This is a genomic window from Paenibacillus sp. ACRRY (assembly GCF_022346995.1).
GTDB lineage: Bacteria > Bacillota > Bacilli > Paenibacillales > Paenibacillaceae > Paenibacillus.
The window spans coordinates 1,542,260-1,556,509 of sequence record NZ_JAKRNM010000001.1; the positions used below are offsets into that span (position 1 = coordinate 1,542,260).

The 14,250-nt window shown below is 44.0% G+C and carries 12 protein-coding genes; 5 read left to right on the forward strand and 7 right to left on the reverse strand.

Annotated features, from left to right (window positions below; all coding sequences use genetic code 11):
- The first annotated feature begins 119 nt into the window (after positions 1–119).
- A complete protein-coding gene (locus MH144_RS06500; RefSeq protein WP_239298525.1) occupies positions 120–1,226 on the forward strand; it encodes a helix-turn-helix transcriptional regulator in 1,107 nt (368 codons plus the stop codon).
- A 123-nt stretch (positions 1,227–1,349) separates the two neighbouring features.
- Here MH144_RS06500 and yidC read toward each other — a convergent pair whose 3' ends face one another.
- From yidC to MH144_RS06515, 3 genes are all read right to left on the reverse strand, one after another.
- Positions 1,350–2,219: a membrane protein insertase YidC gene (yidC, locus tag MH144_RS06505; RefSeq protein ID WP_239298527.1), complete on the reverse strand. Its 870-nt coding sequence runs from the start codon at positions 2,217–2,219 to the stop codon at positions 1,350–1,352.
- A complete protein-coding gene (locus MH144_RS06510) occupies positions 2,156–2,506 on the reverse strand; it encodes a hypothetical protein (RefSeq protein WP_239298529.1) in 351 nt (116 codons plus the stop codon). The genes yidC and MH144_RS06510 overlap by 64 nt, the downstream gene beginning before the upstream one ends.
- A gap of 92 nt (positions 2,507–2,598) precedes the next feature.
- Positions 2,599–4,224 (reverse strand): DUF4153 domain-containing protein, encoded by a 1,626-nt coding sequence (locus tag MH144_RS06515; RefSeq protein ID WP_239298531.1) that lies wholly within the window; start codon positions 4,222–4,224, stop codon positions 2,599–2,601.
- Positions 4,225–4,360: 136 nt separating this feature from the next.
- Here MH144_RS06515 and MH144_RS06520 point away from each other — a divergent pair, with 136 nt between their 5' ends.
- The gene (locus MH144_RS06520; RefSeq protein WP_239298533.1) at positions 4,361–6,082 is read left to right on the forward strand and encodes an ABC transporter substrate-binding protein; all 1,722 of its coding nucleotides are present in this window, start codon (positions 4,361–4,363) and stop codon (positions 6,080–6,082) included.
- A gap of 46 nt (positions 6,083–6,128) precedes the next feature.
- On the opposite strand, the gene MH144_RS06525 is transcribed toward MH144_RS06520, so the two are convergent.
- Both MH144_RS06525 and MH144_RS06530 read right to left on the reverse strand, forming a co-directional pair.
- Complete coding sequence (locus MH144_RS06525; RefSeq protein ID WP_239298535.1) at positions 6,129–7,466, reverse strand: FtsW/RodA/SpoVE family cell cycle protein; 1,338 nt, start codon at positions 7,464–7,466, stop codon at positions 6,129–6,131.
- Complete coding sequence (locus MH144_RS06530; RefSeq protein WP_239298537.1) at positions 7,463–7,798, reverse strand: PadR family transcriptional regulator; 336 nt, start codon at positions 7,796–7,798, stop codon at positions 7,463–7,465. Before MH144_RS06530 ends, MH144_RS06525 begins: the two co-directional genes overlap by 4 nt.
- Positions 7,799–7,952: 154 nt before the next feature.
- On the opposite strand from MH144_RS06530, the gene MH144_RS06535 reads away from it, so the two are divergent.
- Positions 7,953–8,537 carry a P-loop nucleotide/nucleoside kinase family protein gene (locus tag MH144_RS06535; RefSeq protein WP_239298539.1) on the forward strand — a complete coding sequence of 195 codons (585 nt, stop codon included), beginning with the start codon at positions 7,953–7,955 and terminating at the stop codon, positions 8,535–8,537.
- Positions 8,538–8,641: 104 nt separating this feature from the next.
- Here MH144_RS06535 and MH144_RS06540 read toward each other — a convergent pair whose 3' ends face one another.
- Together MH144_RS06540 and MH144_RS06545 are read right to left on the reverse strand one after the other, a co-directional pair.
- The gene (locus MH144_RS06540) at positions 8,642–10,162 is read right to left on the reverse strand and encodes a hypothetical protein (RefSeq protein ID WP_239298541.1); all 1,521 of its coding nucleotides are present in this window, start codon (positions 10,160–10,162) and stop codon (positions 8,642–8,644) included.
- Between the two features lie 570 nt (positions 10,163–10,732).
- Positions 10,733–11,572 carry a YitT family protein gene (locus tag MH144_RS06545; RefSeq protein ID WP_095358422.1) on the reverse strand — a complete coding sequence of 280 codons (840 nt, stop codon included), beginning with the start codon at positions 11,570–11,572 and terminating at the stop codon, positions 10,733–10,735.
- Between the two features lie 376 nt (positions 11,573–11,948).
- Between MH144_RS06545 and desA the strand changes: the two genes are divergently transcribed.
- Positions 11,949–13,007, forward strand: coding sequence for a Delta(5) desaturase DesA (desA, locus tag MH144_RS06550; RefSeq protein ID WP_239298542.1), 1,059 nt, complete (start codon positions 11,949–11,951; stop codon positions 13,005–13,007).
- Positions 13,008–13,118: 111 nt separating this feature from the next.
- Positions 13,119–14,249, forward strand: a complete 1,131-nt coding sequence (locus MH144_RS06555; protein WP_239298544.1) for a sensor histidine kinase — start codon at positions 13,119–13,121, stop codon at positions 14,247–14,249.
- Position 14,250: the final 1 nt, after the last annotated feature.

Here is a 14,250-nt window from a genome sequence, read left to right on the forward strand (position 1 = left end):
TCCTTCTATGTTGAAGTTAGACTTGACTCCTGATTCGTCTAATTTCATTATAAAAGAGTACGATAAGCCTACAATCCCAGAACAATGGGATATCCCACGCGGGAGAGGAGACACCTTATATGAAATCAGCATTAGAGCAAGGCAGAACATCCATAACTTCTCTCGAAAAAGGATCCTGGACCTCCCGAACCTATAGGGAAGCCGTACTGAAAGCAATCCAAGCCGTTGTCCCCTTTGATGCATACTGTTTCACGACAGTGGACCCACAGACCCTGTTATCCACTGGTGCTGTGACGGAAGACGGCATTGAAGCGATACATGATTGGCTGTTCATTAACGAATATACGGAAGATGATGTACATAAATATGCAGACTTGATTCGCTGGAACAAGCCTACTGCCCTTCTACAGGCATCAATCCATGATATGCCCGAACGAAGTTTGCGATATCGTTCGATCTTGCAGCCTGCTGGTTTCGGAGATGAGCTTCGAGCAGTCCTCATATGTGACGAGACGTGTTGGGGTTACCTCACCCTCTATCGAAAGGTAGATCAGCCTTTCTTCTCGGAAGAGGAAGGGCAATGGATTGAAGAACGGACCACTTCCATAGCCAGGATGTTGAAAAGGACCAGTCTGTCACTTATGGATGAGATCAAACAAGGTAGTCCAGCCGATCCGGGAATTGTGATGATAACCGATACCTTTCAGTTATTGTCTTCCAATGCCTCCGCACAATATTGGCTCACCCAATTGCAGCGGCTTGAGTCAGTGGGCCCGGACATTCTGCCTCGTCCAGTACGGGCAGTTAGTTCTCATTTGTTGAGCCAGACGCTCGAAGAGACTGTATCTTCGGAGTTGTCCGCAAAGTCACCTTCCAAAGTATGCATACAGCTCCTTGATGGTCGCTATCTTGTGCTACACGCAAGTCGCATGCAGCAGATGACTGGTCCGGATCAGATCGCCGTTAGACTTGAACAGGCCATGCCACAAGATTTGCTGCCCCTGCTTGCGGAAAGTCACGGTTTATCCGCGCGTGAACGGGAATTGCTCGGATATGTGCTGCGGAGCTACTCTTCCAAAGAAATCGCTGCAGCGATGAATATATCTGCGTATACAGTCCAGGATCATTTAAAATCCATTTTCGCCAAGACAAGCGTATACTCCCGCCGGGAGCTCATTTGGTATTTTGTATCCCGTTTCCAACTTAAGGATGATCGTGCTGTTTAAGAAATGACGTAAGAAAAAAAGAAGCGTAATCCATCTACGGATTACGCTTCTTTTTTTGTTCTAGTCGCTTGAGTACACCAGCCAGCTCCCGCTCCTCATGCTTTTTTTATTGATAAGTCATACCTAGGATTTTGCGGGTTTGGTTCCTTTGGCTGGTTTGATCTTCTTCTCCTGCAGGATTACCGTTTCCTTAGGATGTTCCACCGGATACAGTTTACGGAACAATAACGTCTGAAGGACGAGGAATGAACCGCCAACTGTCCAATAGAGCGGCATGGCTGCAGGTGCTGACAGAGAGAAAAAGGCCATCATCAGCGGTGAAATGTATCCCATGATCGCAAACTGTTTCCGCTGTTCAGGTGCCATATTGGCCTGTGAAACTTTTGCCTGAATCAGGTAGATCACCGCAACCACAACAGCAAGCACATAATCGGGTGCCCCGAGTTTGAACCACAGAAATGAATGTGAAGACAGCTCTGGCGTTAGCCGAATGGCCGTGTATATCCCCGAAAGGATAGGCAACTGTATCAGCAGCGGCAAGCAGCCGATATTCAGTGGATTAAAGTTATGCTTTTTGTACAGTTCCATCGTCTCTTGGGAAAGCTTCTGACGATCTGCAGCGTCATTCTTGCCTTCGTATTTTTTCTTGAGTGCATCCATCTCAGGCTTCATGGCATTCATGATCACTCGGGTTCCCTGCTGGGATTTGGCCTGGCGCATCATCAAAGGCAGCAGCGCAAGCCGTATGACCAAAGTAATCACGATAATCGAGACGCCGTAACTGCCACCAAAGATGGTTGCAATGTGCTGAATCAGATACGACAGCGGAAATACAATATAGTGATTGAAGAATCCAGGTGTTGAAGCGTTAATCTCCGATACATTGTTGCTACATCCGGCCAAAAGCATGACTGCAAATAAAATGGCAATCAGCCCATAGATCCGTCCCTTGCCAGATGTAAAAGTGAATCCCTTGCTTGTCTTATGTTCCATATATATCCTCCTCGTTGATTAGGTTTCAATGTGTCCAACGAGGATTTACAATCTGGCTCATCTTCATCCGGTGCTTCTCTACGTCTGATCATCCTGGTTAAATCTTCAGGTCTATGCTGTCCATCCAGCGTCAATGCAGGGAGTCCGGATTCGACGCCGTCTCCCCCTCCGCCTTCCATCCAGTACTCTGTCAACCCACAGTGCAGATGGGCAATATAGGCATAGCTCACGGTGAAAATAAGCCCTATTGAGAATAAATAAGGTAATAACTCCTGAAGTTCAAACAAGGGATTCACCCCCTTTATAGGTTCATTTTTATATTATAACACTTACATATCTGTTTTGCATAAATTCACGGCTCAAATGTCATAATCAATCGCTATTCTGTTCTCAATTTGGACAATTCCTTCGCAGCCCTAGTTCTTGCCACGTTAAATGAAGGCCAGGAACTGTTGTTTACTCTCTCATTCATGTAAGCTTCACGCTCCAATAAATGATCCTTCAGCGCCGGGAATTCCTCTTGCGCAAACTTCCGTAACTGCGGAATCGCATCCGCTGACAAATTCGCCAGATAAGCTGCATCAATGTTCCCTGTCTTATGGTAACGTTCCATGTTCAGCTCGGCGATGCGGTTATCCATACCCACATAATTGACGGCTGCATAGGCTGTAAGTGACAGTACAATATACCAGCGAAGCAGTGGAATGGATGTATATCGGATGCGTAAACCGGCTATGAAAAGCAGCAATGCCAGAAAAATCATGAATGCATGTACCAAGAATCGAATATACGTGTACCCGTAAGCCTGTTCGTACAGATGGAGACGCATAAACGCAGAATACAGCATGATGGCTGTGCAGCCCACAAGGATAAGCAGAAGCACCTGATGAATAATCGAAGCTGTTCTCCCACTCGGTCTAGTACATTGGAGTGCAACAATTAAAATGAAAAAGTTAATACTGGTGACCAGCACCAGCTCAGCAAAACCACTGCGGGCATATTCTGCATAAGACAAGTCAGAGGGAAGATGCCCACTCCCTGCACCAAATAGGTAGGTAAACTGTACAAATACAAACAGTACATACACACAGTTAATAACGAATAGCATGGTGCCCACGATGATGGGATCCAGCTTCAACGTCTCCCTGCCGGTACGGATGGAATGAGCATGGGTTTTGGGTTCACCTGTCTTGCTCGATTCGGTTTCTGTATTCTTCTGGCCTGCATGGTCATGATCGGAGACTTGCACTGCTGCAGGCGATAACAGGGTTGCATTTTTCCAATGGGCAGTCTCCCTCTTCTCGGCTTCGTATTCCATAGGTTGAACGAATCCCCATACATAACTAAACAGCAAAATGCCGCCTATCATAATCCAGAGGATTCTTGGAAATCCGGGTGTTAGCGTCAGATGGTTCAACCATTCCGGAAAACCGGACAAATATTGATTGAATACACCATCTGCGGAAGTCAGCAATGCAATCACCACAACCAGGATCGGGAAGGATGCGGCCAGTCCAATGAGAACTTTGACCAGAACTGCTTTCTGGGACTTCTCCATTCCACGTCCCCTTGCTTTTACCACAATGCCCCCGATGGTCCCCCAGTGGCGAATCAATTGTGGCAGCAAATGATCCAGGGAAGTACCGATGATTCGGAGATCCCACCACTGCCTCCGTTTACGTCCAGCCAAATAAGTCATATGTAAAATAATCAAACCGGGGACAAGCAGAAAATTGAGAACACGCAGCAGCACATTGTCAAAAAGTAAAAAGGTTAGCGCGAGCATGAGTACGACTGCAGCCATCCATGCGTCAATCAGGGTTAATGTCCGGATTCGATCCCTCGCAAACACATACATAAATGCATAAAAGAGAAGCACAAAGAGCAGATACGATACGCCTGGCTCTCTTCCATAAAACAAATACTGATGAATAACCGCCAGGAGCAAGGCAGACAACAGCGTAACCAAAGCACGATTCGGTGAAGCCAGTATTTTCTCAATCATGGGAAAAACCTCCATTATCTTTCTAGACTTTATTCTAGATGATAAAATAAGAAGATAAAGAGAAATTATAAGAGATAAAATTTCTTATTTTAGTCCGGTTGCAACAACAGCTCTTTTCCCAAGGAGGCTTGAAATCGTGAAACTGCATCAACAATATTTGCTGCTTCATAACCGCTTTGGTGATATGTCCGAGCATGAAGCTACGCTCTCCGATCTCGCAGAACTGCTGGATTGCACACATCGAAATACCCTTACCATTGTCAAAAAAATGGCGGCCTGCGATTGGATTCGCTGGATCTCCCAGCGTGGTCGAGGTCGCAGGTCAACACTCACGCTGCTCGTACCAGCCGAACAGATCGCAGCAGAATATATGATGCAGGCCCTCAATCGCCGGGAATTGCATCAGGCCGCTGAACAGGTGCGCGCCTTCTCCACCTCAACCATGATGCGAGAGCATTTAAACCACTGGCTGCTCGGTTACTCGGGCCATCATACCGAAGCAGGAGAGCATAACGAGCGAATTGATACGTTGAGACTGCCACTGCAGCAGCAGCTTCATGCTCTTGATCCGCTGTATATTAATCTGCTTGCCGAGTCCTTTGTCACCAGTCATGTGTTTGATGGGCTGGTTCAGCGTAATGAGCAAGGGGACATTGTTCCATGTCTTGCCCACACCTGGGATGTTAGCCCAGATCGGAAAACCTGGCTTTTTCATTTGCGTAAAGGTGTCTTGTTTCACCATGGAGGACGATTGACTGCAGGAGATGTGGTGCATACGTTTGCCAGGCTGCAAGCTACCGAGCGACGGACATTGTATCGGGATGTGAGCAAACAGATTCTGTCTGTCGATGCCCTGAACTCGCTCACCGTAGTTTTCCGACTCAAAGCACCGCATGAATTATTCCTGTCCTTTCTAGCCACAAGCCGTGCAGTCATAGTCCCTTCGGACAGCATCATGAAGCCTGGCGATGACAAGTCAGTTGAATCTACATCCATGCAAAAGCCTGTAGGAACAGGCCCCTTCAAGGTGACATTATGGGATGAACACCTGTGCAGACTGGAAGCATTCCCAGCCTACTTTCAAGGAAGAGCCCATCTGGACCGGGTGGATATTCTGCAGATTCCTTGGAGTTCCGAGACCGAATGGGGAGAACATGCCGAAGCGGAAACGCCTTTCTTCCACCTTGTTCCGAATCCAGCTGTCGCTAAGGGAGCTGACTGGACACAAATTAGTGCAGGTGTCATGGTGAACAAGCTGCTCACTTGTAACACGCAAAAGACCGGACCGCTAAGCGATCCGGCTGTACGAACTCATCTATATGAATGTATTTCTGGCGTGGTGCAATCCTCTGAAAATCCCTTGGTCAAGGATCAGTCGATTCCTTTACAGCTGGCTACCATTCCACAATATCGCAAGGATGCTGCTCTCATCGCAGCCAAACTCGAACAATGCGGATATGCTTGCAAGATTCATACGGCAACGATGGAACAATTCAAAGGTCCATTGCGGCTGGAGTCCGATCTCATTTTATTCTCCCTGATCCGGGACCGGGATGAAGAATTGCGCAGGACTGACCTCTATCTAACCCTGTCGGAACATCTGGATGAATCCTCACAATGGCGTGTGAAGATGATGCTGCAAACCGTTATCGAGTCACGATTAATGACAGAACGAACTGCAGGACTTGACCGGATTGAACAATTTTTGCTGGATCATCATCTGATGTTTCATTTATCTGAGAAACCTGTGGAAACCGCCTATTTGCCTTCCGTGCGCGGCCTTTCGTTTAATAGTCAGGGCTGGGTCAACTTGCGCCATATCTGGTTTCCATCTGGAAGTACAGTGTTAGAAAATTGAAAGGCAAGTTACCGTTCAATGAATGTCTGCATGATGATAGATCTGCTCATTGTATTGGTGTCGTCGTTGGTCGGCTTTTATTGTTCTTCAGTGAAACGGTGTCTTTGCGGCGATACACTCCAAGAAGCAATCCCATCATGGCATAATCAAAGATGAGATGGTTGCCGTATCCTATAAAAGGAAAGACCACACTTAAAATCGGAACTCTCCCCGTGGTCATCGCCAGCGAATAAACCATTTGCAGTGTGAAGATGGACGTAATAATGACGATAATCATCCGACCAAAGTCATCCCGAATGCGAGGGAGCGTATTTACCATACTTGCAACAAACCAAATGATAGCCACCAATAGTCCTATTCCGGCTGCCCAGCCAAACACATCGATGAGCAGCACACCTGGGTAGTCAAAATAACTCGTTTTAAACCTGTCAAATGCTGTATCAAGTCCATTTCCCCACCATCCAGCTGATTGAAGGATGTTCATGATTGAAAGGTTGTAGTAGCCATTTCCCATTGGGTCATCATCAAGATTGAACACAACAGAGAATCTTTCCAACCGATGGAATGAATCTGTGGTGAGCAACAACAAAAATCCGATACATGCAGTTATAACTGTTGCTATGACTGTATAGAGCCATTTACGCGTGATCCAACCAAATAATACTAGTGAAATAATCACGAACATCATAAGGCGAACCAAATCCGATATTTGAAACAACAGAGCTGCCGGTAACGCCACCATCGCGATGTAGGATAGTATGGTCTGCACACCAAAATGGGAACGAAGCTTATCCATCAAAATAGCACCAATGGCAAGTGGTAATACCCACATTGCAGCAGTGGTCAGATCTAATACAAAACCAAATCCGGTGATGTATCTGTTGGTCCCATTGATGCTTGGTGATATCATTGGATTGATCCACAACATGAGATTAAATAGAATGTAAATCCACCAAGCGGCTCTTCTCCATTTACGATAATCAAAAAATATAAAGAAGGACATGAACATTATCCCCATGACGGTGTAAACTACATGATTGTAATATATGGATTGGTACATTGTATTTGTGACATTGGTTGTAAAAATCCACATCAGAAACAGGCTAACGATGGCTAAACTGATTAATCCGATGATCAGCCCCCAATGCATCCGATGACGATACAGCCTATGCATGCTTTTGCCTACTGCTCCGGGATCACCCATTTGCTTTATGGCATACTCAGCAGCCTCTTCCTGAGTTAAGCCCTCCTGTTCCTTGTCCAGCATCATCTCTCTTATGTGGTTCCCCAATTCATCCCGCAGATCGGTATGTACTTCACGTGCTTTGACTTGACTACACATCTCGTCCAGATAACGTTTAATCTTATCATGCTGATCCGTCATGTTAAGCCTCCCTCCCCAAGTACACGATCCACAGCACGCCGGAATAAAAGCCACTCGTTTTTTTTGTGCTGTAAAGCCTCTACGCCCTTGTCTCGAATGGAATAGTATTTACGTTTTCGGCCATCTACCTCCATCCAATAGGATTCCACCCAACCTTCAATCTCCATGGCATGGAGGATGGGATATAATGTGCCTTCTTTCAAATTAAATACACCTTCCGATTGACGGTGAAGTTCCTTGATCAATTCATAACCGTAAAGTGGCTGATTGTGCAATAACGTCAAAATTAAAGTTTCTGTGCTTCCTTTAATCATTTGTTTGTTTACATTCATATGATTTCTCCTCCTTCCTGTCATTCAATTACTTACATCGGAAACCTATGCATAGTTAATCTAGGTATTATACTACCTTATTCTTCCTTTTCTGTCTATCCATCGTTACGATCTGCTTTGTGATAAAATAACCCTATTAAGGAGGGTGACTCTCATGAGTAAACTGATTTTCTTTCTCGGCGGTGCCGGCAGCGGCAAAACGACCCTGGCCAAAGCTCTTTCCCGCAAATATAAGGCAGCCTTCTTCGATATGGATATCCTGCTCCGCCCAGCAGCCGAGGCAATCATGACGCTTCAGGGACTGGATCCATCTGACAGGGATTCACCTGAATACAAACGCTTATGTCGTGATCTGGGATATCGCATTACAATGGATGCGGCACTGGATAACGTTCAATTAGGAATCGATACCGTGGTCGTCGGACCGTTTACCAAAGAAACCGAAACAACGAATTGGATTGAGCAAGAGCTCAGCCGAATCGGACGTTCGCTCGAAGATACGGATGTCCGCGTAGCGTACATTTATTTGGCGAACGAAGAGTTGTATCACAAGCGGATTATGGCAAGACAATCTCCTCTTGATGAATACAAGCTGGCTAACTGGGACACCTTCACCGCTTCCCTTGCCCGCAAGCAAGTGGCCTGGCCGCTGCCTACTTCGTCCGTCGTTTATATCGATAATTCAGAGGAAGATGTGAATGTGGCTCTATCCGAAGTTGAAAGACACATGTACGGGTAATGTTGAGATCATTATTCTATTCCAGCAAGTAAATAGACAAAAAAGGATTGGTTGGTTCCCAACGGGTTCCTTTCCAATCCCCCTAACCCCATACATAATTGAGGCTAATCGTTCAAATTTTTTTTCCATTCTTGTATTAAACTATCCAAATCAACATTGTATGTTTCTTTAACTTTTGTCATATCGCCATAAATCACCATAAATTTTTCTTTTCCATAGGTTTGAATTAAATAATGGACGAATGAAGCTGCTTTGTTATAATCATTCAGATCTTCGTTGTAATCTGGATCTCCTGCTTTATATTTGAGAGAGTCCAATGGATTTTCCCATCCTTTCCTAGAGGCCATATTAGCCCACACGTGCATCACTGCTATTAAATCTATGGGGTTAGATGGTTGATATGGTTGTCCCGAGTATTTTTCATAATTTTGAATTACGTTATAGAGTAGGGCATTTTCGTTTCTTCTTTCATATGTGAAAATGAGATCCTCTTTAGACTTGTTGTAAACATACAGCCGTTTCTCTGCCTCAAATTCATACATTAAAGCTTCAGCAAGCCCTTCTGTTAAAGGATAGAAATCCGAAAACATCCCCATTTGAAAAGTTATTGCGTGAACAGTCTCATGTACTGCTCTGTAAGGTGGAACTTCGAAGACCTGATACAACTCAATTGCGTAATCATCTCCTGATTGGTATGTGAGGCCACCATAATTAGGCTTATAAGCATTTTTATGTGGATAGATTGTAAACGTCAGCGGATAATTCAATGTGTAATTCATCCAATTTTCTACATAACGAACACCTTGATTCAAATAGTTTTGATACTCAACCACCTGTCGATGATTCCAGTCTTCTTTCTTATATCTCGCGTTGACTTTATCTGTATGAACTTCAAACCAAATCTCTTCATATGAAAATATATAACGATAACTTGTATCCATAGCAGTGTTAGGAGTTTCGATAAATTCACTCCAGTATTGTCCTAATAGATTTAAGTCTTCATTTCGATCCTTCAAAAATATATCTACAACAGATTCTAACTGTTTCTCATGATCCAGATATTGAATAAACATTAGGGCAATCTGTTGTGCTTCTCCTACAATTTCTTCTTCGAGATAATTCGGGATAAACCATGCATCCCCGAAATCTGGATATTCCCAAGATTTAGCTGTCTCAATCCATTTACGGATGCTTCCTACGAATAGCTCAGAGGACTCACCCTCTTCCCTATCATCTTGCCAATATAATTCCAATCCAACACATAACCAAGCAGGAAGTTTATAATCACTCAAATAACTTACGATTGCACCTTGAGAATTTTCCCGGTCTTCAGACACAACTATACGGGTCAAACTATTATTAAAGGGGACTTCACCATCTCTATTGAGATAAATTTGAATTGTTTTCTCCTTACGGGGAATATCCAGATAATCCTGCATATTTCGGATAATAATTTCCGTTTGATTTACAAATGCTTTGTTATGAGAATCGTTAGTGGTGTTAAAGTAATACTCAGCGTTTTCAGTGCTAGTCTTAGAAACAAATCCAAATGTAGCAATCGAATCTATACTCTCAAAAGTTAACTCTTTTACATGGTGTCTCGATACAAAATTCCCCCATAACAATACGATTAATATAAAAAATACAAATAATGTACTAACCAGAGGGCGTTTTGTTATAGCAATCTCTCCTTTCGTGGAAATAATATGTTTCTATTTCAATACATCTTTTCCTGCTTAGCAATATATAGAATATTATCCCATATTTATTTTATATTTCTATATAACTCTTCACTGTGATCTAACTCACTTGGTAAAATAACTAAAAAATAAAGCTAGCCTTCCAAAAAGTCTAATGTTTCTGTTTTAGACGTTTATATGTTTCCGAAATGATGACCCTTACATAGAATGAACTATCACTAGTCAGGAGGGGTCGCAATGAACAGAAAGAAGCATAGATGTCATCCACCCGTAACGAAATGTTATTACAAAAAGATCACCAAAACTTGTGTAACCAAAATCAAATATGTTCCCACCAAGGTTAAAAAGCACTGTCATGTTACTGTTAAATATGGTGTAATCAAAAAAAGAAATCATCATTAATAATAATCTTCTTGCCCTTCTCGATGGAGAAGGGCTTTCTTAGTACCAAAAAAACCGGGGGCATGATGCCTCCGGTTTTTCTTCCACATGACATTAGGTTTTGGATAGTTCAATAAATCCTTCACCGAACACGTCGCGAACATCGTGAATCGTGATAAACGCGATCTCATCTTCAGCACGTACAATTTTCTTCAACATGGGAACTTCCTGTTTGCTAATGACAATATAGAGAATTTCTTTCGGTGTTTTCGTATAGTAACCATGGCCCGACAGAACCGTTACACCGCGATCCATTTTCTCGATGACCTGCTTCGCAATCGCATCCTGCTTTGTCGAGATGATGGTAACGGCCTTTTTTGGATTCAGCCCTTCGATAATAAACTCCATCGTTTTGGTTCCAACAAACAGCATGACAATCGTACACATGAGTCCCTGTGCCCCGATAATGAAGAAAGAGGAGAACGCCACGATCAGATCAAAAAACAGAAGCCCATAGCTGATGTTCCAATCCAGATACTTATTGGCGAGTCTCGCCAAGATGACGGTTCCCGCGGTTGTGCCGCCAACTCTCACAATCAAACCAATCCCGAGACCGGCAAATAATCCCCCAAAAATCGTATTGATCCACAGCTCATGCGAATCAATTGTCCAGCTCTCGGTCAGATGCAGGAACAAGGAATTGAATACCACTGCAATAATGGTATATACCGTTGTGGTCTTGTCCAGAAACCGGTAACCCACAATTAACAATATCCCGTTCAGAATCAAGTTCATTAAACCTGGTGACCATTCGAACAGATAATACAAAATAATGGTGATCCCCGTTACGCCACCCTCAGCAAGATCATTTGGAATGACGAACAGATTCACCGCCAGGGCAAATAAAAAAGCCCCCGCCATAATAAATAAAATATCCGTTATTCGTTTCTTCATCATGTATTCCTTCCAATCCTTCAGAAATCAACCTATCCATCAGGCTCATAAGTTGTCATGTGCACTCACAATGATAGATTCTACCATGTCACCAGCAAAATTTGTATACATAATACAAATTGTTGCACGAAATGTGCAAAGGATTCAGCAAATTGCCTTCTGGGCAGCTAAATCCGGAGCTCGAACTAGATTCGAACCATGACAAATGTCATGTGTCATCCTTGATATTCATCATTACACATGGCTGACGTTTATGACTTACCGGATGAAATGGATTCTTTTACAATGATAAAAACGCTTCCCTCCAAGATACATCAGGGGAAACGCCGGGTTATAGCCGTGCTTGGTTATAACGACTGAAGGAGGACTATCATTCATGAGCAGAGCAAAAGAAATGGCACTGAAAAAAGAAGTTACCCCTTACGAGAAAAATGATCTTCGATTAAGTATCCGACAAATCATAAATACGATCCTTCCACTTTTCTTATTGTGGGCCGCCGCATATTACAGCTTATCCGTTTCGTATTGGCTAACCTTCCCGATTGCCTTGGTGGCATCCGGATTTGTACTACGAACGTTTATCATTTTCCATGACTGCTGTCACGGTTCCTTTTTCAAAAACAAACGCGCCAACGACATTCTGGGTACCATTACAGGCGTCTTGACCCTTACTCCCTACCAACAATGGAAAGCTGAACATTCCATCCACCACGCTACCAGCAGTAATCTCGACAAACGTGGAGTAGGCGATATCTGGGTCATGACCGTTGAAGAATACAAAGCGGCATCTCCTTGGGGACGGCTATGGTATCGCATCTATCGTAATCCGTTTGTCATGTTTGGACTCGGTCCAATCTATGTATTCCTGCTTGCTTATCGTTTTAACCGCAAGGCTGCTCGTCGCAAAGAACGCATCAACACACATCTGACTACGGTACTAATCATTGCGCTTTATGCATTCATGTCCTGGTTGGTCGGATGGCAGGCCTTTGTCATGGTGCAGACACCTGTCTTTTTCTTCTCCGGTTTCTTCGGAATCTGGCTGTTCTACGTTCAGCATCAGTTTGAAGACACCTATTTCGAGCATGAGGATGAATGGAGTTACGTCAAGGCTGCTGTTGAAGGCAGTTCATACTACAAGCTGCCGAAGCTGCTGCAATGGATCAGCGGTAATATCGGATTTCACCATGTGCATCACCTGAGTCCGCGTGTACCGAACTATTATTTGGAAGAGGCACATAATGCGACACCACCTCTGCAAAAGGCAACGACAATTACCCTTCGTTCCAGTCTGGTAGCCCTTCGCTTCCGTCTGTGGGATGAGGAATCCAAACGATTTATCAGCTTCAAGGAAATCAAATCGTTATACCGTAAACCATATGCTCAGCCACCTATACGCGTAAACAATCAAGCGGGTCTGACAGAGAAGCCTTAAACTCTGTCGGATTCGTTTTCTTGTATTCAGGCTGAAGTCGTGCTACAGTCAGGCTAAAGTTGGAATACAACGCAAAGTCGTGCAAGGAGGAGAATTTTCATTCAAAAGTGGATGCAGCTCTTTTATAAAAATACAGGCTTGAATCCGTATGTGTGGCTCGTCTTTTTCATCCTGCCCTTCTATTATATTTCGCAATACTCACAACTTTGGACTCTGGTGACAGGAATTGTGATCATTCTTGTCTTCTTTGTCTGTTATTTGCTTGCCTTCATCACCAAGGGTTGGCAGGTATATATGTGGATCGGCTTCCTGATTGCCATATCCATTACGATGACGATCGCGTATGATTATGCGTACTTCTCGCTATTTCTTGCTTTTTTCATTGGGAATATTAAAAATAAAGCCGGTTTTTTTACCCTCTATTCAATCAACCTGGCAGCCAGTTTTTTAACTATTAATTATGGCTTCATTAATCAGAGCTCTAGATTACTCAGTCAGTTTCCGTTTGTATTTATTAGTCTGATGGCATCGATTCTGCTTCCGATCAGCACGTATAACAAAAACAACCGTGAGCAATTGGAGGGTCAGCTGGAGAGTGCCAACAAACGACTGGATGATCTGGTCAAAATGGAAGAACGCCAGCGGATTGCCCGTGATCTGCACGATACCCTTGGACAAAAACTTTCCTTGATCGGCCTTAAAACCGATCTGGCGAAACGTTTGCTTCGTGTCAATCCCGATCAGGCCGAGCTGGAGCTAAACGACTTGCGTCAAACGGCAAGCACAGCGCTCAAGGAAGTTAGGGAAATGGTTACTACGATGCGTGGAACACAGCTGGTTGATGAATTGTACCGTGCTGAGCAGATCCTGAAGGCTGCTTCAATCGAGTTCAAGCTGGATGGTAACCCCAAGCTGCAGGACACCTCTCAGCTTAACGAGAATGTCATTGGTATGTGTCTGAAAGAGGCCGTTACGAATGTGGTCAAGCATAGCCAGGCAACACTATGTACCATCAGCCTGAAAGAAACACCTTCCGATAACATATTGACTGTTCACGACAACGGAATTGGAATGGAACATAGTAAAAACAAAGAACGCCGTGGTACAGGAATTCTTGGCATGAAGGAACGACTGGAATTTGTTAATGGTTGTCTGGATATTCGCTCCGGAACAAACATAGACGGAACGCAGCTTATTATTCAGGTACCGAAGCTGGTTCGCAAACCAATCAAGGAGGAATAAA